The organism is Embleya sp. NPDC005971 (genome assembly GCF_040629175.1).
Taxonomy (GTDB): Bacteria; Actinomycetota; Actinomycetes; order Streptomycetales; family Streptomycetaceae; genus Embleya.
The window spans coordinates 100,571-125,464 of sequence record NZ_JBEXUX010000002.1 but is presented as its reverse complement, the minus strand read 5'-3'; the positions used below and the strand labels follow the sequence as shown (position 1 = coordinate 125,464).

10 protein-coding genes are annotated in these 24,894 nt (G+C 72.7%); 3 read left to right on the top strand and 7 right to left on the bottom strand.

The window, feature by feature from the left end; genetic code table 11:
* Positions 1-19: 19 nt before the first annotated feature.
* Complete coding sequence (locus ABZ374_RS03490) at positions 20-1,234, bottom strand: 4-hydroxybenzoate 3-monooxygenase (RefSeq protein WP_360305655.1); 1,215 nt, start codon at positions 1,232-1,234, stop codon at positions 20-22.
* Positions 1,235-1,471: 237 nt separating this feature from the next.
* On the opposite strand from ABZ374_RS03490, the gene ABZ374_RS03485 reads away from it, so the two are divergent.
* From ABZ374_RS03485 to ABZ374_RS03475, 3 genes are all read left to right on the top strand, one after another.
* Positions 1,472-2,161 carry a substrate-binding domain-containing protein gene (locus ABZ374_RS03485; RefSeq protein ID WP_360305653.1) on the top strand — a complete coding sequence of 230 codons (690 nt, stop codon included), beginning with the start codon at positions 1,472-1,474 and terminating at the stop codon, positions 2,159-2,161.
* A gap of 169 nt (positions 2,162-2,330) precedes the next feature.
* On the top strand, positions 2,331-3,491 hold the full coding sequence (locus ABZ374_RS03480; RefSeq protein WP_360305651.1) for a serine hydrolase domain-containing protein: 1,161 nt from the start codon (positions 2,331-2,333) through the stop codon (positions 3,489-3,491).
* Between the two features lie 214 nt (positions 3,492-3,705).
* Positions 3,706-4,218 carry an Arc family DNA-binding protein gene (locus ABZ374_RS03475; protein ID WP_360305649.1) on the top strand — a complete coding sequence of 171 codons (513 nt, stop codon included), beginning with the start codon at positions 3,706-3,708 and terminating at the stop codon, positions 4,216-4,218.
* A gap of 131 nt (positions 4,219-4,349) precedes the next feature.
* Here ABZ374_RS03475 and ABZ374_RS03470 read toward each other — a convergent pair whose 3' ends face one another.
* The 6 genes from ABZ374_RS03470 to ABZ374_RS03445 form a co-directional block, all read right to left on the bottom strand.
* Positions 4,350-5,195, bottom strand: a complete 846-nt coding sequence (locus ABZ374_RS03470) for a DUF4097 family beta strand repeat-containing protein (protein WP_360305647.1) — start codon at positions 5,193-5,195, stop codon at positions 4,350-4,352.
* A gap of 133 nt (positions 5,196-5,328) precedes the next feature.
* On the bottom strand, positions 5,329-6,072 hold the full coding sequence (locus ABZ374_RS03465) for an alpha/beta fold hydrolase (RefSeq protein WP_360305645.1): 744 nt from the start codon (positions 6,070-6,072) through the stop codon (positions 5,329-5,331).
* A 76-nt stretch (positions 6,073-6,148) separates the two neighbouring features.
* Positions 6,149-9,370: an amino acid adenylation domain-containing protein gene (locus ABZ374_RS03460; RefSeq protein WP_360305937.1), complete on the bottom strand. Its 3,222-nt coding sequence runs from the start codon at positions 9,368-9,370 to the stop codon at positions 6,149-6,151.
* Between the two features lie 175 nt (positions 9,371-9,545).
* Positions 9,546-12,662, bottom strand: coding sequence for a type I polyketide synthase (locus tag ABZ374_RS03455; protein ID WP_360305643.1), 3,117 nt, complete (start codon positions 12,660-12,662; stop codon positions 9,546-9,548).
* A 2-nt stretch (positions 12,663-12,664) separates the two neighbouring features.
* Positions 12,665-19,240 carry a type I polyketide synthase gene (locus tag ABZ374_RS03450; RefSeq protein WP_360305641.1) on the bottom strand — a complete coding sequence of 2,192 codons (6,576 nt, stop codon included), beginning with the start codon at positions 19,238-19,240 and terminating at the stop codon, positions 12,665-12,667.
* Positions 19,241-19,249: 9 nt separating this feature from the next.
* Positions 19,250-24,886 (bottom strand): SDR family NAD(P)-dependent oxidoreductase, encoded by a 5,637-nt coding sequence (locus ABZ374_RS03445; protein ID WP_360305639.1) that lies wholly within the window; start codon positions 24,884-24,886, stop codon positions 19,250-19,252.
* Between the last annotated feature and the right edge of the window lie 8 nt (positions 24,887-24,894).

Genomic DNA, 24,894 nt, shown 5'->3' with positions numbered 1-24,894 from the left:
CTCCTGGGGGTGTCCGGGGTCAGGCCGAGGTGCGGGTGGGCCAGCCGGTGTACTGCTCGGCGAGGTAGCCGCGGCCGGCGCGGGTGCCCACCACGTTCTCGAGTTCGCCGAGCCGACGTCGGAAGTCGAACGGCGTGCCGCCCGGCGCGGTGTGCAGGAGTCGGGTCATCCAGTAGGAGAAGTTCTGGGCCCGCCACACCCGTTGCAGGGCGCGCGGCTGGTAGTCCTCCAGTGCTCCGGCGCCCTCGCCGCCGAATGCCCGTACCAGCACGTCGGCGAGCACCTTGACGTCGTGCAGCGCGAGGTTGAGGCCGCGAGCGCCGGTCGGCGGCACCGTGTGTGCGGCGTCGCCGGCCAGGACCATCGAGCCCCAGCGCATCGGCTCCTGCACGAACGAGCGGAACCGCAGCACCGTCTTCTCGAAGATCGGCCCCTCGGCGAGCCGGAAGCCGTCCTCGCCGGCCACCCGGGCCTGGAGCGTCGCCCAGATGCGGTCGTCCGACCAGGCGTCGACCGGCTCGTGCGGGTCGCACTGGAAGTACATCCGCTGCACGGTCTCGGTGCGTTGGCTGATCAGCGCGAAGCCGTGCTCGGAGCAGGCGTACACCAGCTCGGGCGCGCTCGCCGGCGCCTCGGTCATGATGCCGAACCAGGCGAACGGGTACTCCTTGGTGTAGCGCACCCGCCGGTCCTCGGGCACCAGGCCGCGGCACATGCCGCGCGACCCGTCCGCGCCGACCACGTAGCGCGCCCGGATCTCGTGGCGGGTCCCGTCGGGCGCGGTGTAGCGCACCCGGGGCTGCTCGCTCGTGACGTCGAGGACCTCGGTGTCCCGGACGCCGAAGTGCACGGTGCCCCCGTCGCGGTCCCGGGCGGCGGCCAGGTCGATGAACACGTCGGTCTGCGGGTAGAGCCACACCGACTCGCCGACCAGTTCCTGGAAGTCGATGCGGTACGGCCGGCCGCCGAAGCGCAGCTCGATGCCCTCGTGCTCGTCGCCGTCGCGCAGGATCCGGTCGGACACGCCGGTCTCGACCAGGTCCCGGGCGACGTCCGCCTCCAGGATGCCGGCGCGCTGCGTGGTCTCGATCTCGTGCCGGGTGCGGGTGTCGATCGCGACCGCCTCGATGCCCGCGCGACCGAGCAGATGCGCCAGCATGAGCCCGGCCGGACCGGCCCCGACGATTGTTATCGGAACCGAAGTGACGGTGTCGACAGCGGCGGCATCGGCCATGGCATCTCCCGGAACGCGGCGAACATCTCGAACTCCTCGAACCCTGGCATCCGGGACGGCCTCGGGTCGGGCGGTGTTTCCGCCAGGCGGAAGCCCGCCCGGGCGGATCCGGGCCCGCCTGGCAGGCTCGGCGCAGACGTCCGGCGCTCGGTCGCGCGACCGGTCCGCGCCGACGGGGGTGCGCGGACCGGCTGCCCGATCGCCGGACGTACCGACTGCCGAACATGGGGAGGCGACGTGGACCGACGCATCCGTGGGCTGTCCTCGATGGCAACGCGGTTGATCCTGGCCGAGGTTGCCGACCACATTCGGCTCGCGCACGGCATCGGGGTGGGCTTCGAGTCGGCCGGCGGGGTCGAGATCGCGCGGCGGATACGCGAGGGCGCCGAGGCCGATGTGCTCGTGCTGGCCGACGGGGCACTGGCCGAGTTGGCCCGCGAGGGACACCTGGTCGAGGGCACCGTGCGCCCACTGTGGGTGTCCCGGGTCGTGGCCGCCGTGCCGTCCGGGTCACCGGTGCCGGCCCTCGACTCGGCAGCCGACCTGCGCGCCGCCCTGCTGGCCGCCGACCGGATCGCCTACTCCACCGGGCCCAGCGGCACCGCCCTGCTCGAACTGATCGCCCGGCTCGACCTCGCCGACCCGCTCCGCACCCGCCTCGTCCAGGCCCCGCCGGGCGTGCCGGTCGGCAGCCTGCTCGCGTCCGGCGCGGCCGACCTGGCCCTGCAACAGCACAGCGAACTGATGGACCTGCCCGGCGTCACCGTGATCGGCCCGCTGCCCGGCACCGCCGCGATCACCTCGACGTTCGGCGCGGCCGTGCCCGCCTCCTCGACCCGGCCCGATCGTGCCCGCGAGGTGCTCGACCTGCTCGGCTCCGAAACCGCCTCGCGCACCGCCCGCGCCAGGGGCATGCAGGCCGCCTGAGCTGTCCCGCCGGCGAGACACGCGAACGCGCTTTCCGCGTCGGCCGCGCTCTTGCCGCGCTCTTGCCGCGCAACCGCCCCGTACCCGGCCATGGTGATCTACGCTGCCGCCGACGGACCGCACGAGTACGGCATACAGGCGAGTAGTGACGACTCCCGGGAGCGCGGAAATGGCGATACGCAAAAGATCCAGGGCCGGTGTGGCCGTGCTGGCGGCCATCGCGATGGCGGCCGGCGTCTTCACCGGTTCCGCCCAGGCGGCGCGGGGCACCGGTGCCGGGGCGGGCGGCCACCAGGCGACGCAGCGCGCGCTGGACGCGGCCGTGCGGGCCGGTGTTCCGGGCATCACCGCACAGGTACACGATGCCGACGGAGTCTGGAAGTCGGCGCCGGGCGTGGGCGATCTGAGCACGGGTGCGCCGCGCGGCAAGGACGACCGGTTCCGCGTCGGCAACCTCACCAACACCTTCGTGGCCACCGTGCTGCTCCAGATGGAGGCGGAGCACCGGCTCGACCTCGACGACACCGTGGAGCGCCGACTGCCCGGCCTGGTCCGCGGCAACGGCAACGACGGCCGCACGATCACCGTGCGCCAGTTGCTCAACCACACCAGCGGCCTGTTCGACTACCTCGCCGACCCGGCGTACGGCGAGGCGTACCTGGCGGGCGACGGCTACCTCCGGCACCGCTACGACACGCTGACGCCCGAGTGGCGGGTGCGGGTGGGTCTGTCCCACGAGCCGCTGTTCACGCCCGGGGCCCGGCACTCGTTTTCCAATACCAACGATGTGCTGGCGGCGCTGATCGTCGAGCGGGTCGGCGGCAGGTCGTACGAGGACGAGGTACGCGACCGCATCATCGAACCACTGGGCCTGGAAGCGACCTCCACCCCCGGGCGGGGCAGCCGCCTGCCCCGACCGAGCAGCCGAGGCTACGCCAAGCTCTTCCCGGCGCAGCCGGATCGCGTCGACGACGTCACCGCGGTCAACGGGTCCCAGAGCTGGGGCAACGGCGACATCATCTCCAGCGCGGCCGACCTGAACCGGTTCTACGGTGCCCTGATGCGCGGAAAGCTGCTGCCGCCGCGGCAGTTGGCGGCGATGAAGGCGACCGTCGACAACCCCGACTTTCCGGGCGCCTCCTACGGACTCGGCATCGAGCGGTACACGCTGGGCTGCGGCACCACCGTGTGGTACCACGACGGCGGCATGCTGGGGTGGATCTCCATGGTCGCCACCACCGACGACGGCCGGCACCGGATCGCGTTCAACTACAACGCCAGTTGGGGGGCGGAGACCATCCTGCCCATCCTGAGCGCCGAATACTGCTGAGCCGGACCGCGAACGCCATGGCGTCATCATGGCGCCATGGCCCTCGCCGATGGCGACAGGCTGCCCGAATCCACTCGCGCGTTGTGACCCGAAGGCATCCGAATAGCGTCGGTCGATCGACCGAAACACCACACGTACCAGGACAAAGACAGCGCCGACAAATGGCGCGCCGGTCAGGCGCCGCGCGGCGCAATCGATGTGCCATGATAGTTCCATGGAACTACGTGAGTACGTCGAGGCGCTGCGCGACGAGCTGGTCGCAGCCTCCGCGGCCGGAGACACCGAGACCCGCGCGGTTGCCGAGCGACTCGTCGCCCCGCTGGAGTCGGCCGTCCGGCTCACGTTGCTCAAGGTCCTGTCGGCCGCGGTCGACGAGATCAGCCGGGACTTGGCGCCCGGCTCGGTGGACCTGCGCCTGCGTGGGATGGATCCAAGCTTCGTGGTGACCGCGCCCCCGAGCGACGGCGGCCCCGCCGGGGACGACCCGGCCGAAACCGGTGACGCGGCGAGCGACTGGTTGACCGGCGCCCTCGGTGGCCCGCGCAGCGGCGCCACGGCCCGGATCAACTTCCGGCCCCCGGAGGAGATGAAGGAACAGATCGAGAAGGCGGCGTCCAGCCAGGGCATCTCGGTCAACACCTGGATGGTCCGGGCGTCCGCCGCGGCGCTGACCAACAGCAGGCGGTCCCAGCGCGGCAAGCAGCAGTTCAACGGCTGGGTGCAGTAGCGGCGCGGCGGCCCGCGCGATCGCGCCGGTCGCGCCCGGCCCGGATCCGCCGGAGGCCCACGGGATGCGCGTGCATGCGGTCCGCATCCCGTCGACGGCCCGGGAACACCCGCTCCCGGGCCTGCCGTTCGTCAGGCGTGGTGGATGGTGATGTCGCCGTAGGAGGACTGCATCCGCACCTCGATCGACTCCTCGGCCGACTTGGCCACCTCTTGCAGCGAGTTGTGTACGCGCCCGTAACCGGTGGTCAGTTCCAGCTTCGCCGGGCGATCCGCACCGATGCCGATCTCCAGGTCACCGCACGCGGTCTTGAGCACGACCGCACCGCGGACCACTTCGCCGACCCGGATGCTGCCGTTGGCGGTCTTGGCGTCGGTCCGGTCGCCCAGGGCGTGGTCGAGGGTGATGTCGCCGTTGGAGGCGCGGACCCGGATGTCGCCGGTAACCTTGCCGATCTCGGTGTTGCCGTTGGCATTCTTGACTCCGGCCGCGCCGTCGATCTCGCCGATCCGGATGCGTCCGATCGAGGTGCGGACATCCGCGTCGCCGTCGACACGACCCACGGTGATGTGGCCGGCCGTACGCAGCCGCAACGCGCCGACCTGCTCCAGACGCACGTTGGAGGTGGTCGTCTTGAACGTGCACTCGCCGAGCCGGCCGGAGCAGTGCAGGTCGCCCAGGGCCGCCTCGCCGTGCACGTGCGAACCGATCGGCAGCACGATCGACACGTCCACCGAACGGGACTTGCGGGAGGGGTTCATGGCCGACAGCCCGGGCTTCGGGGCCTTGACCACCAGCACGCCGTCGGCAAACCCGACACTCGTCTGCTCGGCGGCCTTCACGTCCGAGGCGTCGCTCTCGTCGGTCGGCCGTACCTCGACGACGGTGTCGATCCGGTCCTCGGCGGTGATCTGCACGTCGCCGACGTAGATGTCGAGCTTGACGGAGATCGGGTCGGGAGTAGCGAAAACGTCCATGACGCCATCATGGCGCAATGCATGCGCCATATGCAAGTCGTCTCGACTCCGATGGCGCCATTGGCGCCATCGACATCCGGCCGGCCCGACCCGCCTTGCCCACCGGCCCGACCCGTCGCGCCGAGCGCCCACCTCAGGAAGCGGCCTCCGCACGGTACTTGATCCGACGCAGCACCTCGCTCAGGTCCGCGAGCAGCACCTTCTCCTTGGCCTTGAGGTAGAAGTGCCCACCTGGCAACACCCGGAGCCGGAAGCCGGCGTTCGTGGTGTCCGCCCAACCGCGCATCTGCTCCGGGGTCACCTCGGGGTCGCCGTCGCCGGTGTAGCCGTAGACCGGGCAGTCGAGCGGGTCCCGCCGGCCGGCGGGATACTCGTCCACCAATCGGTAGTCCGCGCGGAACGCGGGCAGCAGGATCTCCCGCAGGCCCGGGTCCGCGAAAACCGGGGCGCGGCTCTCGTCGAAGCGCACGACGTCGGCGATCATCTCCTCGTCCGTGCCGAGGAACCGCCGTTGGCCCTCCAGGGCATGCGGCGGACGCCGGCCGGACACGCACAACGCGACCGGCGCACACCCTCGTCGTTGCAGGCGCAGCGCCACCTCGTGCGCCACCGAGGCACCCATGCTGTGGCCGAACAGCACCAGCCGGTGGCGCGTCGACTCGGCGAGCGCGTCGGCGATGTCGTCCGCGAGCGCCTCCAGTCCGGACGGGAAGGCGTCGCCGAGCCGGTCCTCCCGGCCCGGGTATCGCACGCCGAACACCCCGACGTCCGAGGGCAGTCCCACCGGCCAGGTGCGGTACGCGGTCGACCAGCCGCCGGCATGGGGGAAGCAGACGAGCCTCGTCGCGCACCCGTCGTCGTCGCGGAAGCGACGCACCCACCGTTCCTCCACCGGACTCCTCATTCGAACATGCCTTCTCCGTGCGGGTAGTGGTGGTGATCGCGGTCGGCGTTCAGAGCACTTCGCCGTCCTTCGTGCGCTTGCGCAGGGCCGGCCTGCTCGATCGGGAGAGGTCTCCCCACATGTCCGACAGACCGGTGATGGTGCGCGCCGCGAACAGCTTGCGGATGGACACCTCGTGGTTCAACTCCGCCCGGATCAGCCCGACCAGCCGGATCGCCCGCAGCGAGTTGCCGCCCAGGTCGAAGAAGTCCTGGTCGATGCCGACCCGGTCCAGCTCCAGCACGTCGGCGAAGGCCGCGGCCAACACCCGCTCGGTGTGGTTGCGCGGTGCCCGATACTGCCCGTCGTCGAACTCGGGCTTGGGCAGCGCGGCCCGGTCCACCCGTCCGCCCGCCGTCACCGGCAGGCGATCCAGCGGTACGAACACCGACGGCACCAGGAACTCCGGCAGCCGCGCCGCGGCGAACCGCCGCAGTTCCTCGCCCGAGAGGTCGCCGCGCGGGCCGCCCGCCGGGACCACGTAGGCCACCAGGCGTCGTTGCCCGGACTCGTCCTCCCGGCCGACCACCACCGCCTGGGCCAGCCCGGGGTGCTCGGCCAACACCTCCTCGGCCTCGGCCGGTTCGACCCGCAGCCCGTGTACCTCCGCCCGGGCGTCGGCACGGCCCACGTATTCGAGCCGTGCGCCGTCGCCCCGGCGCACCCGGTCCCCGGTCCGGTACATCAGCCCGCCGGCGGGCCCGAACGGGCACGGTACGAACCGCTCGGCGGTCCGCCCCGCCTGTCCGGGGTAGCCGCGGGCCACGCCGGGCCCGGCCACGTACAACTCGCCGACCACGCCCGCGGGCACCGGCGCCAGGCCCGGCCCCAGCACGTACAGGGCGGTGTGGTCCATCGGCAGGCCGACCGTGCCCGCGGGCCGCGCCGGTCCGTCCGCCACCGGGCGGTCGCCGGCGGCGAACCCGGTCGTTTCCGTCGGACCGTGACCGATGACGATGCTCAGCTCGGGGCACGCCTCGCGCATCCGCCGCACCGCGGCGGCGGGCACCCGGTCACCACCGGTCCACACCTCGCGCAACCCGGCCAGGCACTCGGGGCGTTCCGCCGCGATCGCCGCGAACCGGGCGGCGGGCAGCCACATCGTGGAGCCCGCTCGCGGCTCGGTCGCAACATCGAGGTCGAGTTCCCCCGGCGGGGCCACGACCACCCGGCCGCCGCTCAGCAACGGCACCCACAGTTCGAGGGCGAGTGCTTCGGAGGTGGGCGGCGAGTGCCACACAACGGTGCCTCGGCCGCCGTCGCGCCAGTGCCGGTCGGCGACGATCCGCTGGATGTTCCGGTGCGTCACGGCGACCCCGCCGGCCGCGCCGTTCGATCCGGAGCCATGGAGCACAGCCAACAGGTTGTCCGGATGCGGCAGGGGTGAAACCTCCCGTGCGTCGTCGCCGTCGGCGGTGTGCGACCCGAGGTCGTCGAACACGATCGTCGGCACGGGCAGATCGCCGGGGAGCCCGGCCGCGCTCGCCGCGTCGGTGAGCAGTACACGCGCCGAGGAATCGCTCAGCACCGACCTGATGCGTTCCGCCGGGGCGGTCGGGTCGATCGGCAGGTAGGCCCCGCCCGCCTTCACCACGGCCAGCAGGGCGACGACCAGGTCCGCCGATCGGGGCATCGCCACCGCCACGACCGTCTCGGGTGCGACCTGCCGGCGGCGCAGGGCCCGAGCCGGCCGGTCCGACCGCTCGTCCAGTTCGCGGTACGACAGCGCCGTGTCCCCGGACACCACCGCGACGTCGTCGCCGGCCTGCTCCACCCGGCGGGCGAACAGCTCCGCAAGCGTCGCCCCGGGCCCGGGCGGCTGATCCGGCGCCGTCAGCACCCGATCCCGCTCGACACCGGTGAGCACGTCCAGCGCACCGACCGGCAGTTGCGGGTCCGCAGCGATCACCGCGCGGATATGGGCGATCAACTCCGCGCCGATAAAGTGTAGTTCGGCTCCGGAGTAGAGGCCCGCGGGGGCGTCGAGCCGGACGTGGAGGTCGCTCTCGGGACTCCCGTCGGTGTAGACGCCGATCGCCAGCTCGTCGAAGGCGCCGGTCGTCGCGCCGAGGTAGCGCGCCGGGTGGTCGCCGAAGTGCAGTCGGTCCACGAACTCGACGACGTTGATCACGGTCCCGAAACTGCCACGACCGCTCAGCACGGTTTCGCTCGCGCGCTGGATCTCCGAGTAGTGGCAGGCGGTTCGGCCGAAGATCTCGTACGTCTCGTCCACCACCGCGTCGGCGATCTCGCCGAAGGTCGCACCGAGCGGGACCTTCACCCGCACCGGCACCACGTTCACCGCCAGGCCGGGGGTCCGGCCGGCCGCCCCGACCCGGTTGCCCACGGCCAGCGAGAGCAGGAACTCCGGGTGGTCGCACCGGTGTCGGAGGTACACCGCGGCGGCGGCGGTCACCAGCGAGGACATCCAGACGCCCATGGACTTCGCGGTCTCGGTCCAGGCGTCCGCCTCGGCGCGCGGCACGGTCAGCGTTCGACTCGCCATGCCGATAGCGTCGGCCAACTGCCCCCAGCGGTCGGCGCTGCCCAGCGGTTCGGCGAGCGCGGACCGGGTCGCGTCGGGCAGGGCGATCCGCGGCACCTGCGCGGGCGGCGGCGCGTCCGCGAGGTACTCGCGCCAGAACGCGGTGTCCTCGGCGAACTTCGGCGAGTCGCGGTAGCGGTCCGTCTCGGCGCTGAACGACTCGACGTCCCACGGGTGCGGCGGTTCGGCGATCTCCGTCCCCCGGACCAGTGCCGTGTACACCTCGGCGAGGCGCCGCGACAGCAGGCCGCCCGCGCCGAACCCGTCCGAGATGAGGTGGTGGTAGGCGATCACCACGAGCGAGCGAGCCGGCCCGAGTTCGATCACGCCCAAGCGGAACAGCAGGTCCCGCTCCAGGTCGAACGGCTGCCTCACCAGCTCGGCCAGCGCCTCACGCGCGGCCTGTTCGGGATCCGCCTCGGCGCTCAGGTCCAGGAGGAACGGTCGCCAGTCCCCCAATTCCCGGGGAATCAGCCGCAGTCCGCCGCCGTCGTCGACGAAGTTGACGCGCAGCACCTCCGCTTCGCCGAGGACGTGCCGGAATGCGGATTCCATCACCGCCGAATCCAGTGCACCGTCCACGTCCCACATGGTCAGCGCGTGGTTCAGCGTTTCCGGAGACATTTTCTGCGCCAGCCACAATCCTTTATGCGCCGACGACGCACCGAACGAACGCACAGGGAACATCCCCTCAGCAAACAGGCTCGGGAACCTGAGGAATTCGCAGATCACCTCCACACTCACGGAGGTGGATCGGCCGGTCAAGACAACGGGTGCCGGAACAGGGCACACCGCGCGCGAACGTGCGATGTCCCGCCGGCGGGACGGTCCTGCGGACCGGGGAGCGCCCGCGGCGCCGCGCTCATCGCGGCGCGCGGTCGGCCATCGAGGAGATGATGTGCCCGGCGATCAGTCTCGGTGTCGGGTGTCGCAACACCAGGTTCGCCCGCAGCTTGAGTCCGGTCGTCGCGGCCAGACGTTTGCTCAGCTCCACCGACAGCAGCGAGTCGAAGCCGATGTCCTTGAACTCCTGGTCGGGTTCGATCGTCTCGGCGGAGGGGTGGCCCAGCACGACGGCGACCCGCTCCAGCACGTGTTCCAGCACGCGCGTCCTCGCGTCGTCCTCGGACAGGGTCGGCAGCAGGTCGGCCAGGGGTACCGGGTCGTCGTCGGTCGCGGGCGGTTGCGGCGCGGGCTCCTCGGCCGCGACCACCGCGGGCGCGGAGTTCAGCCAGTAGCGCTGCCGCCGGAAGGCGTAGGTCGGCAGCTCCACCCGCCGGCGGGTCCCGAACAGGGCGTCCCAGTCCACCGCCCCGCCGCGCACGTGCAGTTGGGCCAGCGAGCCGAGCACGGCCGCGACCTCGCCGCGATCGCGCCGGGAGGAGGCCAGCACCACCGCGTCGTCCAGGTCCTCGACCATCTCCTGCACCGGGACGGTCAGCACCGGGTGCGGACTCATCTCGATGAACCCCCGGAACCCGTCGTCGATCAACCGGCGGACGGAGGATTCGAAGCGGACTTTCTCCCGCAGATTGTCGTACCAGTATTCGCCGTTCAGCTTTGCGGTGTCGATGACTTCGCCGTACAGGGTGGAGTAGAAGGGCAGTGCGGAGGATTTCGGCCGCACGTCGGACAGCGGTGTGATCACCCGTTCGCGGACCCGGGTCACCTGGTGGGAATGCGAGGCGTAGTCGACCGATATTCGGCGGGCCTGGGCGCCTTCCGCCTTCATCTTCTCGACGAATTCGTCGAGTGCGTCCGGTTCTCCGGAAACCACCACCGAACGAGGTCCGTTGACGACGGCGATGCTCACCCGGTCCTTCCACGGGGTCAGCCGGGCCGCCACGAGGTCCGCGGACTCGACCACCGACGCCATCCCGCCGTGTCCGATCAGGTCCACCAGAGCCTTGCTGCGCAGCGCCACGATCTTGGCGGCGTCGCGCAACGACAACGCGCCGCACACGTGCGCGGCGGCGATCTCGCCCTGGCTGTGCCCCACCACCGCGGCCGGTTCCACACCCCAGGACCGCCACAGCGCGGCCATCGACACCATCACCGAGAACAACGCCGGTTGCACCACGTCCACCCGATCCAGCGTGGGCGCACCCGGCACCTCGCGCAGCACGTCGAGCAGCGACCAGTCGACCCACTCGGCCAGCGCGGCCGCGCACTCGTCGAGGGTGCGCGCGAAGACCGGGAAGGTGTCGTGCAGTTGCCGGCCCATGCCGACCCACTGCGAGCCCTGTCCCGGGAACATGAAGACCACGCCGCCGAGCTTGCCGGCGGCCCCGCGCAGCACCGCGGCGGACTCCACGCCGTCGGCCAACGCTTCCAACCCGCCCAGGAGTTCGTCTCGATCGTGGCCCAGCACCACGGCCCGATGCTCGAACCGGGAGCGGCTCGACCACAACGACCGACCCAGGTCGCCGACATCCGCGTCCGGATCGGCCGCGACGAAATCGCGCAGCCTGCCCGCCTGGCGCTGCACGGCCGCCGCGCTCTTGCCCGACAACACCCACGGCACCAGCCCGCCGACCACGCCCGGGCTCGGAGCACGCTCGTCCGGGTCCGCGGGCGGCGCCTCCTCCAGGATCACGTGCGCGTTGGTGCCGCTGACTCCGAACGACGACACCCCGGCCCGGCGCGGACCGTGCGCCGGCGTCCAGGTCCGTCCCGCCAGCAGCAGTTCGACCGCGCCGGAGGACCAGTCCACGTGCCGGGAGGGCTTGTCCACGTGCAGGGTCTCGGGCAGGAAGCCGTGGCGCATGGCCATCACCATCTTGATCACCCCGGCGACCCCGGCGGCGGCTTGGGCGTGGCCGATGTTGGATTTCATCGATCCCAGCCACAGCGGCCGGTCCGGGGAGCGGTCCTGTCCGTAGGTCGCCAGCAGCGCACCCGCCTCGATCGGGTCGCCCAGCACGGTGCCGGTGCCGTGCGCCTCGACCGCGTCCACCTCGGCGGCCGCGACTCCGGCGTTGGCCAGTGCCTGTCGGATCACCTGCTCCTGGGCGCGACCGTTGGGCGCGGTCAGCCCGTTGCTGGCCCCGTCCTGGTTCACCGCCGTACCGCGAACGACGGCGAGCACCGGGTGGCCGTTGCGGCGGGCGTCGGACAACCGCTCCAGGAGCAGCACGCCCACCCCTTCGGCCCAGCCGGTGCCGTCGGCCCCGTCCGCGAAGGACTTGCACCGGCCGTCGGCGGCCAGGCCGCGCTGCCGGGAGAACTCCACGAAGATCGCGGGCGAGGACATCACCGACGCCCCGCCCGCCAGCGCGAGCGAGCACTCGCCCGACCGCAGCGACTGCATGGCCAGGTGCAGGGCCACCAGCGAGGAGGAACACGCCGTGTCCACGGTCACCGCCGCCCCGGTCAGCCCCAGTTCGTACGCCACCCGGCCGGACGCGACGCTCAGCGCGCTCCCGTGCAGCAGGTAGCCCTCCAGTTCGCTCTTGCCTCCCTCCAGGAAGCGCCAGCCGTATTCGGTCGAGCTCACCCCGGTGAACACGCCGACGTCGGCTCCGCGTACCTCGGCGGGAACGATGCCCGCCCGCTCGAAGACCTCCCACGAGGTCTGCAACAGCAGGCGCTGCTGCGGATCGATGGCCAGCGCCTCACGCGGGCTGATGCCGAAGAATTCCGCGTCGAAGTCGCCCACGTCCGCCAGGAATCCGCCGTGCCGTACATACGAGCTGCCGACCGTGTCGGGGTCCGGGTCGTACACGTCCCGCCAGCCACGATCGCCCGGGAACTCGTCCACCATGTCCACGCCGTCGCGGACCATGTCCCACAACTCCTCGGGCGAGGACACCCCTCCCGGATAGCGGCAGGCCATCGCCACCACGGCGATCGGCTCGACCCGGCCCGCTTTCAGCGCGTCGTTCTCCTGCCGGAGGCGGTCCCGCTCCTCCAGCAGCGTGCGCAGCGCCCGCTGGACCCGGTCCGCGCCGTCCGCCGGGCGATCCGCGGCGTTGTTCATGGTCACTTGCCCCTCTCATCCAGAGCCAGGTCGACGAGTGCTTCCAGGTCCAGGGCCGCCAGTTCACCCGGATCGGCCTCCGTGTCCGGCGCCTGCCCGTCGGCGTCCGGGTGCGGGGAATCGGCGCAGGCCAGGACCAGTTCCAGGATTCCCGCGCTGCGCAGCCGCTCGATCGGCACGTTGCGCAACACGTCCCGGATCCGCGCGTCCTCGGCCGAGCCGGGCTGCTCCGTCGCACGCAGCAGGCCGCGGACGTGCCGACCCAGCTCGCGTGGTGTCGGGTAGCTGAAGACGAGGGTGGAGGGCAGCCGCAGTGCGGTCGCGGAGGCCAGTCGGTTGCACAGTTCGACCGAGGTCAGCGAGTCGAATCCGAGGTGGGTGAACGCCCGGTCGGCGTCCACCACCGCGCCGGAGGGGTGGCCCAGCACGATGGCGACCTGATCGCGGATCCAGTCCAGCACGACCGTGTCCGCCTCGTCCTGGGCGAGGCCGGCCAGCCGGGCGGGCAGGCCGAGCGAGCCACCGTCCCCGGTGCCGCCCGACCGGTTGCGGGCCGGAAGGGCGCCGGCGACGAGGTCGCGCAGGAGCAGCGGCAGTTCGTCGGCACTCCTGCCGCGCAGTGCGGCCGGGTCCAGTCGGGCGGGGATGAGCACGGGCTTGTCGATCGCGTACGCCGTGTCGAACAGGTCCAGGGCCTGGGCCGTCGGCATCTCGGCGATGCCCAGCCGCCGGATCCGGGAGAGGTCGACCGCGTCCAGGTCCTCGGTCATTCCGGTGCGTTGTTCCCACCAGCCCCAGCACAGCGACGTGCCGACCCGGCCGGATGCCCGGCGCTGCGCCGCCAATCCGTCCAGGAAGCCGTTCGCCGCCGCGTAGTTGGCCTGGCCTCCGGTGCCGAGTGTGCCGGCGAGGGCGGAGAAGAGCACGAACGCCGTCAGGGTGTGGTCCGCGGTCAGTTCGTGCAGGTTGATCGCACCGCCGACCTTGGCCCGCAGCACCCGGTCCAGGCTCTCCGCGGTCAGTGACTCCAGGGTGCCGTCGGCGAGGCCGCCCGCCGCGTGCACGACCGCGGTCAGCGGGTATCGCCCGGGCATGTCCGCGAGCACGGCGGCCAGGGCGGCCCGGTCCGCGACGTCGCAGGCCACGACGGTGACGGTGGCGCCGGCCGCCGCCAGTTCCGACCGCAGTTCGGCGGCGCCCTCGGCGGCGATGCCGCGCCGGCTGAGCAGTACCAGGCTGCGCACTCCGCGTTCGGTGACCAGGTGGCGGGCCACCAGGGAGCCCACGCCGCCGGTCCCGCCGGTGACCAGAACGGTCCCCCCGCCGAAGCCGTCGCCCAGGTCGAAGACCAGCTTGCCGATGTGCCGGCCCTGGCTCATCTCGCGAAACGTCCTGCGCGCGTCGCGGATGTCGCGGACCGAGATCGGGTTCGGGCGTACCCGTCCGTCGGCGAACAGTTCCATGACGGCCCGGAACATCTCGTGGATCGAGTCCGGGCCGGCCTCGTAGAGGTCGAATGCCCGGTAGTCGACCCCGGCGTGATCGGCCGCCACCCGCCCGGGATCGCGGATGTCGGTCTTGCCCATCTCGACGAAGCTCCCGCCCTCGGGGAGCAGCGTCAGCGAGGCGTCGACGAAGGTGTGCGCGAGGGAGTTGAGCACGACGTCGACGCCGCGACCACCGGAGGAGTCCAGGAACTTCTCCGCGAACTCCAGGTTCCGCGACGATGCCAGGTGCTCGTCGTCCAGACCCAGACCGCGCAGGGTGGCCCACTTGGCCGGGCTCGCGGTGGCGTAGATCTCGGCGCCGACGTGCCCGGCCAGTCGTACGGCGGCCATCCCGACGCCGCCCGCCGCGGCGTGGATGAGGATGCGTTGGCCCTTTTCCAGCTTCGTCACGTGGAACAGGGCGTAGTAGGCGGTGAGGTAGGCACCGGGCACCGACGCCGCCTCGGCGTAGCTCCACCCGTCGGGGATGGGCATCAGCAGCCGGTGGTCGGCGACGGCCACCGGGCCGAAGGCGCCGGAGAAGATGCCCATCACCCGGTCGCCCGGTGCCAGGCCGGTGACGTCGTCCGCCACCTCCAGTACGGTTCCGGCGCCCTCGCTGCCGATCCCGGCGTCGATGGCGGTCCGCTCCACCAGTCCCAGGGCGATCGTGACGTCCCGGAAGTTGAGCCCGGCGGCGTGCACGCGGACGCGCACCTGCCCACCGGTGAGGGGTGCTTCCACCTCGGGGCAGGGAATCCAGGTCAGGTTCTCCAGCGTGCCCTTGATCGGGATGCCCAGCCGGTGGGCGCCGTGCGCCGGTGGCTCGATCCGATGGTTCGCGGTCTCGGTCGCCGTCATCCTCGGGACGAGGTGCGCGTCGCCGCGCAGGGCCAGTTGCTCCTCGTCGAGGGCGAGCGCGTTCGCGAGGTGTGCCCAGGAGGCTTCCTCGTCGTCGACGTCCACGAGTCGGAACCTGCCGGGGTGCTCGGTCTGGGCGGAGCGGATCAGGCCCCATACGGACGCGCCGGGGAGGCTTTCGACGCGCTCCCCGCCGCCGGTGTCCACGGCCAGGCGGGTGAGCAGCACCAGCGTGGATTCGGCGAGCACCTCCTCGGCGAGGAAGCGCTGGGCCCAGGCCAGCACGCGCATGTCGGTGCCGCCGACGGTGGCGAACGGGTCGGCGTCGGCGGCGACCAGGAAGTCGTCCAGGCACAGCACCAGGTGTCGGGGCGCCTCCCCGGCCAGGACGTCGTCGATGGACGCGTGGAACGCCACACTCTCGGCGCCGGTCCGGGCCAGGCGCGCGGCCTGTCCGTCCGGCGTGCCGAGCACGTCCCACCGCTCGGGCCGGCTTTCCGGCGGGCCCGGCCGAGCCGGGCGCCACTGCACCTCGAACAGCGCTTGCTCGTTCCCGCCGCGTGCCGCGCGCAGTTGCTCGGCGCTCGCCGGTCGAAAGGTCAGCGCCCGCACGTGCGCGATCGCGCGGCCGTGCTCGTCGGCGATCGCCACGGACACCGCGCCCTCGCCGGCCGGGGAGATCCGGACCCGTACGGTGGCGCCGCACGCGCCGACCCGGTCCACTCCGGACCAGGAGAAGGGCATCCAGCCCCGGCCGTCGGTCACCTCGATGACCCCGCCGGCCACCACCGCGTGCAGCGCGGCGTCGAGCAGTGCCGGGTGCAGGGCGTACCCGCCGGTCTCGGCGGGGTCCGGCAGCGTGGCCAGTGCGAACAGGTCGTCCCCGCGCCGCCACACCTCGCGCAGGCCGCGGAAGGTCGGGCCGTAGTCGAAGCCCGCGTCCGCGAACGAGTCGTACAGACCCGCGACGTCGAGCCGGCGTGCCCCGACCGGCGGCCACACGGTCGGGGCGGGGGCGTCCTCGGTCCGCGCGATCGGCCGCGCCGCGCTCGGCGCCAGGCCGCCCGTCGCGTGCCGGGTCCAGCCGCCCGCGGTCGCGCCGTCCACCGTGCGGGCGGCCGGGTCGGGTCGCGAGTAGACGTCCAGGGAGCGGTGTCCCGTCTCGTCCGCCGCGCCGGCGACGATCCGTACCTGCACGTCGCCCGAGTCGGGCAGCACCAGCGGAACCTCCAGGGAGAGTTCCTCGATCGCGGCGCAGCCGAGGACCTCGCCCACCGACAGCGCCAGGTCCAGGTAGGCGGTCGCCGGTACGACGGCCGCACCGAACACGGCGTGATCGGCCGGCCAGTCGTGGGTCCGCAGGGACCACCGGTCGGTGAACACCACCTCGCCGGTGCCCGGGTGCTCCAGTACGGCGCCCAGCAGCGGGTGGGCCGGGGCCGCGAGGCCGGCCGAGGCCACGTCCGCCGTGCCCGTCCCGGCCCGGAAGTCCAGCCAGTAGCGCTCGTGTCGGAACGCGTACGTCGGCAGGTCCACCCGCCGGCGCGATCCGAACAGGGCCTCCCAGTCCACGAATCCGCCCCGGACGTGCAGTCGGGCCAACGTGTCCAGCAGCGCGGGCACCGCCGCGCGGTTGCGCCGCGACGAGGACACGACCACCGCGTCGTGCACTCCCTGGGCGGCGAAGGCTTCCGTGGTGATGCTCGTGAGGGTCGCTCCGGGTCCCACTTCGACGAAGACGTCCGCGCCGGCCGCGCGGGCGTGTTCCACCGCGTCGAAGAAGCGAACGGGTTCGCGGACGTGGTTCACCCAGTGCGCGACGGACGTCAACTCCTCGATCGTGGCCTCGCGGCCCGTCCTGGTGGAGACGATCGGGATCGACAGGCGGCCCGGGGGCAGTTCGCCGATCGCCTCGGCGAACTCGGCCAGGATCGGGTCCATCAGCGGGGAGTGGAACGCGTGGTCGACGTCGAGCGGTTTCGCCGACGTGCCGCCGGCGACGAGCCGGTCCCGGAGTTCGTGCACCTGGTCGCGAAGGCCGGAGAGCACCACCGATTCCGGGCCGTTGACGGCGGCGATACCGACCCGGTCGTACCCGCCGAGCAGCGCGGCCACCTCGTCCGCCGAGGCGCGTACCGCCAGCATGGCGCCGCGTTCGGTGACCGTCTGCATGATCCGTCCGCGGGCGGCCACCAGCCTGGTCGCGACGTCCAGGTCGAGGACGCCGGACACGTGGGCGGCGGCGATCTCGCCGACGGAGTGGCCGATCAGGTACTTCGGCTCGCGGCACAACCGCACCATGAGCCGGTACAGGGCGACCTGTAGGGCGAACAGCGCCGGCTGCGCGATGTCGGTGCGATCGCGGGCCGCGGGCTCGTCGGCGAGCAGCAGGGGCTTCAGCGCGAAGGGCAACCGGCTGTCGAAGCGGGCGCAGACCTCGTCGAGGGCGTCCGCGAATACGGGAAAGGTGTCGTACAACCGCCGTGCCACACCGGTCCATTGCGATCCCTGCCCGGGGAACGTGAAGACCGTCGCACCGAGGTCCCCGGCGACGCCGCGCACCACCGCGGCGGACTCCGCGCCGTCGGCCAACGCCGCCAGACCGCTCAGCAACTCGTCCCGATCACCGCCCAGCACCACCGCGCGATGCTCGAAGCGGGCCCGATCGGCCACCAACGAACGCCCCACGTCGGCGGGTTCCAGGCACGCGTCGGCGGCGGCGAAGGCACGCAGCCGCCGCGCCTGCGCCCGCAGCGCGTCCGCCGACCGCGCCGAGACGACCCACGGCACCAACCCGGTGTCGATACCCGGGTCGGCGGCGTCGGGCACGGGCGTTTCCTCGGGCGCCTCCTCCAGGATCAGGTGGGCGTTGGTGCCACTGGCCCCGAAGGCCGAGATGCCCGCCCGCCGGGGTCGTCCCGGGGTGTTCGGCCATTCCCGGGCCTCGGTCAGCAGTTCCACCGCCCCGGCGGACCAGTCCACGTGCGTCGACGGGCGGTCCACGTGCAGCGTCGCGGGCATCGTCCCGTGTCGCATCGCCATGATCATCTTGATCATCCCGCCGACGCCGGCCGCCGCCTGCGCGTGGCCGATGTTCGACTTCAACGACCCGAGCCACAGCGGCCGATCGGGATCGCGGTCCTGCCCGTAGGTGGCCAGCAGCGCCTGCGCCTCGATCGGATCGCCCAGCGTGGTCCCGGTGCCGTGCGCCTCCAGCACGTCCACCTCGCTCGCCTGGACCCGGGAGTCGGCCAACGCCGCCCGAATCACCCGCTGTTGGGCCGGCCCGTTGGGCGCGGTCAAGCCGTTGGAAGCGCCGTCCTGGTTGATCGCCGAGCCCCGGATCACCGCCCGGATCGCCCGCCCGTTGCGCCGCGCGTCCGACAACCGTTCCAACACCAGCATGCCGACGCCCTCGGAGAAGCCGGTGCCGTCCGCCGCGTCGGCGAACGCCTTGCATCGGCCGTCCACCGCCAGACCGCGCTGCCGCGACATCTCCCGGAACACCTGCGTCGTCGCCATCACCGTGACGCCCCCGGCCAGGGCCAGCCCGCACTCCCCCTGCCGCAGCGACCGCACCGCCTGGTGCACCGCCACCAGCGACGACGAGCACGCCGTGTCGGTCGACACCGCCGGCCCCTCCAGGCCCAGCGCGTAGGCCACCCGCCCGGACGCCACGCTCAGCAGCGAACCGGTCTGCGCGTAGCCCGAGATGCTCTCGGGGGTGAAGAGGTGGTTCCCGTACCCGAAGTACGCCAGCCCGGCGAAGACGCCGGTGTCGCTGCCGCGCAGGGTCTGCGGGTCGATGCCGGCTCGTTCCAGCGCCTCCCACGAGGACTCCAGCAACAACCGCTGCTGCGGGTCCGCGGCCAGCGCCTCGCGCGGGTTGATCCCGAAGAACTCGGCGTCGAAGTCGCCCGCGTCGTGCAGGAACCCGCCCGAGCGGGTGTAACAGCTATTGGGCCGGTCCGGATCCGGATCGTACAGAGCCGCCAGGTCCCAGTTGCGGTCGTCCGGGAAGTCCGACAGCGCGTCCCGGCCCGCCCGCACCAGCTCCCACAGCGCCTCCGGGGACTCCACCCCGCCCGGGTAGCGGCAGGCGACACCCACGACCGCGATGGGCTCGGCAGCGGCCTCGGTCAGCTCCTTCAGGCGCCGGCGTGTTTCGATCAGCTCGATCGATGTGCGCTTGAGGTAGTCGAGAACATCGGCGTTGTTGTCGTTCGTCATCGCTCTCCCCTAGCCGAGCTCTTTGTCCAGCAGCGCGAGAAGCTCTCCCGCCGAGGCCGAACCGATCCGGTCGACGATGCCGACCGGCGATGCATCGCTCGCCATCGCCCGTACCCGGCCCTGTAGTTCGCCGAGCAGCGTGGCAATGGCGGTCCTGTCCGGCGCCGCGAGCCCGTCGAACGCGTCCGCCAGCCGGGCGCCCAGTCCCTCGATCTCCCTGGTCAGGCGTTCGGCCGCGGACTCCGGGTCCGCGCCGGAGTCGGGGGCGAGGGCCGCGGACAGGAACCGGGCGAGAGTGCTCGGATTCGGCTGGTCGAACGCGAGTGTGGCGGGCAGCTTCAAGCCGGTCGCCTCGGCCAGCCTGTTCCGCAGCTCCAGTGCCATCAGCGAGTCGATGCCGAGATCCTTGAAGGCCGCGTCGGGGCCGACCCGTCCGGTGCCGGCATGGCCGAGGACGATCGCGGTCTGGGCCCGAACGGCGTCCAGCAACACCGCCTCGGCGTCGGCCGGCGGCAGCGCGGCGACCCGCCGCGCGAGTGCGATGTCCTCCGCCTGCGAAGTGTCCGCATCGACGGAACCGACGGAATCGGCCGGTGTGCCGAGCAGTTCGCGCAGGAGCGGTGACGGCGCCGGACCCGCGGGCGCGGTGCCCGGCGCCGGGAGGTTCAGTCGCGCCGGCACCAGCACCGGTTCGTCGCGCGAGATCGCCGCGTCGAACAGCGCGAGCCCCTCGCGCGAGGACATCGGCCGCACGCCCTGGCGTTGCAGGCGCACGATGTCGGACTCGCCGAGGTCGGCGCCCGCCTCGGTGCGTTGCGCCCAGTAGCCCCAGCACAACGAGATCGCGGCCGCTCCGGCGCCCCGACGGGCCTGCGCCAAGCCGTCGAGGAACGCGTTGGCCGCCGCGTAGTTGGCCTGCCCGGCCGTGCCGAGCACGCTCGCGATCGAGGAGAACAACACGAACGCGGACAGGTCCAGGTGCCGGGTCGCCTCGTGCAGGTACCAGGCGCCGTGCGCCTTCGGGGCCAGCACCGCGTCCAGCCGGTCCTCGGTCAACGCCTCCACGACTCCGTCGTCCAGCACGGTCGCGCAGTGGATCACCGCCGTCAGCGGGTGTTCGTCGGGCACCGCGGCGACCAGTTCGGCGACGGAGGCGCGGTTCGTGACGTCGCACGCGCGGATCTCGACGTGCGCCCCCGCCTCGGTCAGCTCCGCCCGCAGCCCCGCCGCCGCCGGTGATGCCGGTCCCCGCCTGCCGACCAGCAACAACCGGCGCACCCCGTGTCGTGCCACCAGGTGCCGGGCGAGCATCGCCCCCAGGCCGCCGAGACCGCCGGTGATCAGCACCGTCCCGGAGCCGAGGCCGGGACGGTCCGCCGCCGGGCCGAGGGAGCCGCCGGGGGCGCGGACCAGTTGCGGGGTGCTCACGAGGCCGGCGCGGATCCTGAGCTGGGCCTGCCCGGTGGCGATCGCCGCCGGGACGGCCGGCCACGAAGCGGGCAGGCCGTCCGTGTCCAGGAGGGTGAACCGGCCCGGGTTCTCGGTCTGCGCGGTGCGGACGAATCCCCAGATCGCGGCCGCGGCCGGATCGGTCTGCGCGCCCCGCTCGTCGTGGATCGCGTCCCGCGTCACCACGACCAGCCGCGAGTCGGCGAACCGGTCGTCGGCGAGCCAGCCCTGCGTCCACCGCAACACCCGGTGCAGGTTGTGCTCGACGACGGTTGGGGTGTCGCCGCCGTCCGGGCCGACCGGATCGATGCCGGCGATCACGATCGGCGGGATCACCGCGCCGGAGGCGGCGAGTTCGTCGAGGTCGGCGAACACCGCTCCGCCCGGTCCCGGCAGCGCGGCCGGCGCGTCGGACCCGCCCAGCACCGCGTACCGGGCTTGCTCGGCAGGGCTCGAAACCGGCGGCATCGCGACGGGCACCCAGTCCACCCGGAACAACGAGTCCCGCCGGTCGAAGCCGAGTTCGGTCAGCTTCTCGACATCCACCGGCCGCAGGGTCAACGACTCGACGCCGCCGACCGGCACTCCGTCGCCGTCCGCGAAGGTGACGGACAGCGTGTCCTCCCCCACGCCCGCGAGGTGCACCCGCAGCGTGGTCGGCGCGGCGGCGGCCAGGCGGATCCCGGTCCAGCGGTACGGCAGCCACCCTTGGGGCCCGGACTCGTCGGCGGGTCGCCCCGCCCCGGTCGGGAGCAACGCGGCGTGCAGCAACGCCGGGTGGATCCGGAATCCGCCCGGCCGTGCGCCGTCGGGCGCGGGCGACTCCACTTCCGCGAAGAGGTCGTCGCCGCGACGCCAGAGCTGCTTCAGGCCACGGAACGAGGGCCCATGGGTGAACCCGAGGGCGGACAACCGGGCGTACTCCTGCGCGACCGGCACGCCGACCGCACCCGCCGGCGGCCACACCACGAGGTCGTCCTCGCGGTGGGTCGCTCCGGAGTTCGACCCGACCACGCCGACGGCGTTGCGCGTCCACTCGGCCTCGCCCTCGCCCCGCGAGTGCACGCCGATCGCCCGCTTGCCGTCGATCACGACGCGGATCTCGCGATCGGCCGTCCGGGACAACACCAACGGTGTCTCCACGACGAGTTCGTCGACCACGTCGAACCCCGCCTCGGCCGCCGCCCACACCGCCAGCTCCGCCAGCACCGCTCCCGGCACCAGCACGGCACCGTGCACGACGTGGTCGGCGAGCCACGGGTGGCGTCGCAACGACAGCCGCCCGCCGGCCACCAGGCCACCGCGCTCGCCGTCGTCGGGCAACCCGATCACGGCATCGAGCAGCGGGTGGTCCGAGGTGCTCTCGGCGGTGCCCTCCCGGGGTGTGTTCAGCCAATAGCGCTGCCGCTGGAAGGCGTACGTGGGCAAGTCGACCCACCGGCCGTCCCGGTCCGGGAGCACCGCCTCCCAGGAGACCGCGACGCCCGCCACGAACGCCTCGGCCGCGGACCGGTACAACCGCGCCCAGCCGCCCTGGCCCCGGCGCAGCGTGCCCACCACCACCGCGGCGGAACCGGGGGTGGCGTCGAGCATCGCCTGGATGTTGACGGTGAGCAGTGGGTGCGCGCCGACCTCGATGAACGCACCGTGCCCCTGTTCGAGGAGACGCGTGATGCCGGCCTCGAACCGAACCGGTTCGCGCAGGTTGCGGAACCAGTAGGCCGCATCCAACTCCGCCGTGTCGAGCGGCCCACCGGTCACCGTCGAGTGGAACGCCACCGGCGCGGACATGGGCTCGATCCCGCTCAGCTCGTCCCGGAGTCGCTCCTCGAAGCGGTCCATCAGCGGCGAGTGCCCGGGCACGCTCGCCGGGATCCAGCGAGCGCGAACGCGCTGGGACTCACAATGCGCGATCAGCTCCCGGACGGCCGCCGCCGCACCCGAGACGGTGGTCGAGTACGGCCCGTTGACCGCGGCGATCGCGACCTCGGACCGCCACGGCTCCAGCAACTCCCGCACCCGGTCCTCGGAGGCCACGATCCCGGCCATGCCGCCGTCCTGTGCGGTCGTGGCCAGCAGACGGGACCGCAGGGCCACGATCCTGGCCGCGTCCGGCAGGGTCAGGGCGCCCGCGACGCAGGCCGCGGCGATCTCCCCCTGGGAGTGCCCGATCACCGCGTCCGGGCTCACCCCGAGCGAACGCCACACCTGTGCGAGCGAGACCATCATCGCGAACAGCACCGGCTGGACGACGTCGATGCGATCCAGGTCCGCCGCGTCCGGCCCGCCGCACACGGTGTCGATCAACGACCAGGACACCCACGGCTCCAGCGCGTCCGCACACGCGCGCACGTGCTCCGCGAAGACCGGGCTCGACTCCCACAACTCCCGCCCCATCCCGGCCCATTGCGACCCCTGGCCGGGGAACACGAACACCGTCCGACCGACCGGTCCGGCGACTCCGGACACCACCCCGACCGGGTTGCGGGCGCCCTCGACCACGGCGGTCAGGCCGGCGAGCAGCTCGTCCCGGTCCGCGCCGAGCACCACCCGACGGTGCTCGAACAACGAGCGGGTGGTCACCAGCGCCCGGCCCACGCCCGCGACCGACAGGCCCGGGTCGGCGGCCACGGCGTCCCGCAGCCGCAACGCCTGGTCGCGCAGTGCCTGCGCCGAGCGCCCCGACAACACCCACGGCACGGTCCCGGCGGCGCCGGTCGACACCCGGCCGGCGACGGGGTCCCGGGCCGGACGGGGCGCGACGCCCGGGCCGGGGGCCTCGGACGATCCGGGTGCCTCGGGTGCCTCGGGTGCCTCTTCGAGGATGACGTGCGCGTTGGTCCCGCTGACCCCGAAGGACGACACGCCCGCGCGCCGGGGCCGCCCGGGTGCGCCGGGCCATTCCCTGGCCTCGGTCAGCAGTTCCACCGCGCCGGTCGACCAGTCCACGTGCGGGGTCGGGCGTTCCACATGCAATGTCCCGGGCAACACCCCGTGGCGCATCGCCATGATCATCTTGATCATCCCGCCGACGCCCGCCGCCGCCTGGGTGTGGCCGATGTTCGACTTGAGCGAGCCCAACCACAGGGGGCTGTCGCCGTCCCGGTCCTGCCCGTAGGTGGCCAGCAGCGCCTCCGCCTCGATCGGGTCGCCCAGCTTCGTACCGGTCCCGTGCGCCTCCACCGCGTCCACGTCGGCGAGCGACAGCCCGGCGTCGGCCACGGCCGCTCGGATCACCCGCCGCTGCGCCAGTTCGCTCGGCGCGGTCAGCCCGTTGGACGCGCCGTCCTGATTGATCGCCGAGCCCCGGATCACCGCCAGGATCCGACGCCCGTGGCGCCGCGCCTCGGACAACCGCTCCAGCACCAGCACACCCGCGCCCTCGCCCCAGCCGGTGCCGTCGGCCGCGTCCGAGAACGACCGGCACCGCCCGTCGGCCGACAGGCCCCGCTGCCGGGCCACCTCCACGAACATCCCGGGAGTCGGCATCGCCGACACCCCGCCGGCCAGTGCCAGCGTGCACTCGCCCGCTCGCAGGGACCGCACGGCCTGGTGCACCGCCACCAGCGACGACGAGCACGCGGTGTCGATCGACACCGCCGGGCCCTCCAGACCCAGTACGTACGCCACCCGGCCCGAGGCCACGCTGGTGTACGTCCCGGCGATCCCGAAACCCTCCACCTCGGCGGCCGCCCCGCCGCCCAGCCGCGGGCCGTAGTCGACCGCGTAGATCCCGGTGAACACCCCGGTCGCCGAACCGCGCAGCCGGGCCGGGTCGATGCCCGCCCGTTCCAGCGCCTCCCAGGTCGTCTCCAGCATCAACCGTTGTTGCGGATCCATCGCCAGCGCCTCGCGCGGGCTGATCCCGAAGAACGGCGCGTCGAACTCCGCTAGATCGCTCAGGAATCCGCCCGAACGCGTGTACGTCTTCCCGCGCGCCTCGGGGTCCGGGTCGTAGAGCGCCTCCACGTCCCAGCCGCGGTCCCCGGGGAAGTCGCCCATCGCGTCCACACCGTCGGACACGACCTGCCACAGCCCCTCGGGGGACGTCACCCCACCCGGGAAGTGACACCCCGCACCCACGACCGCGATCGGCTCGCGAGCGGACTCCTCCAGTTCGCGCACCCGCTCGCGCAATACCTGCGCGTCGCCGACGGCGCGTCGCAGGTAGGAGCGGAGCTTGTCGACATCCTCCACCGGGAACT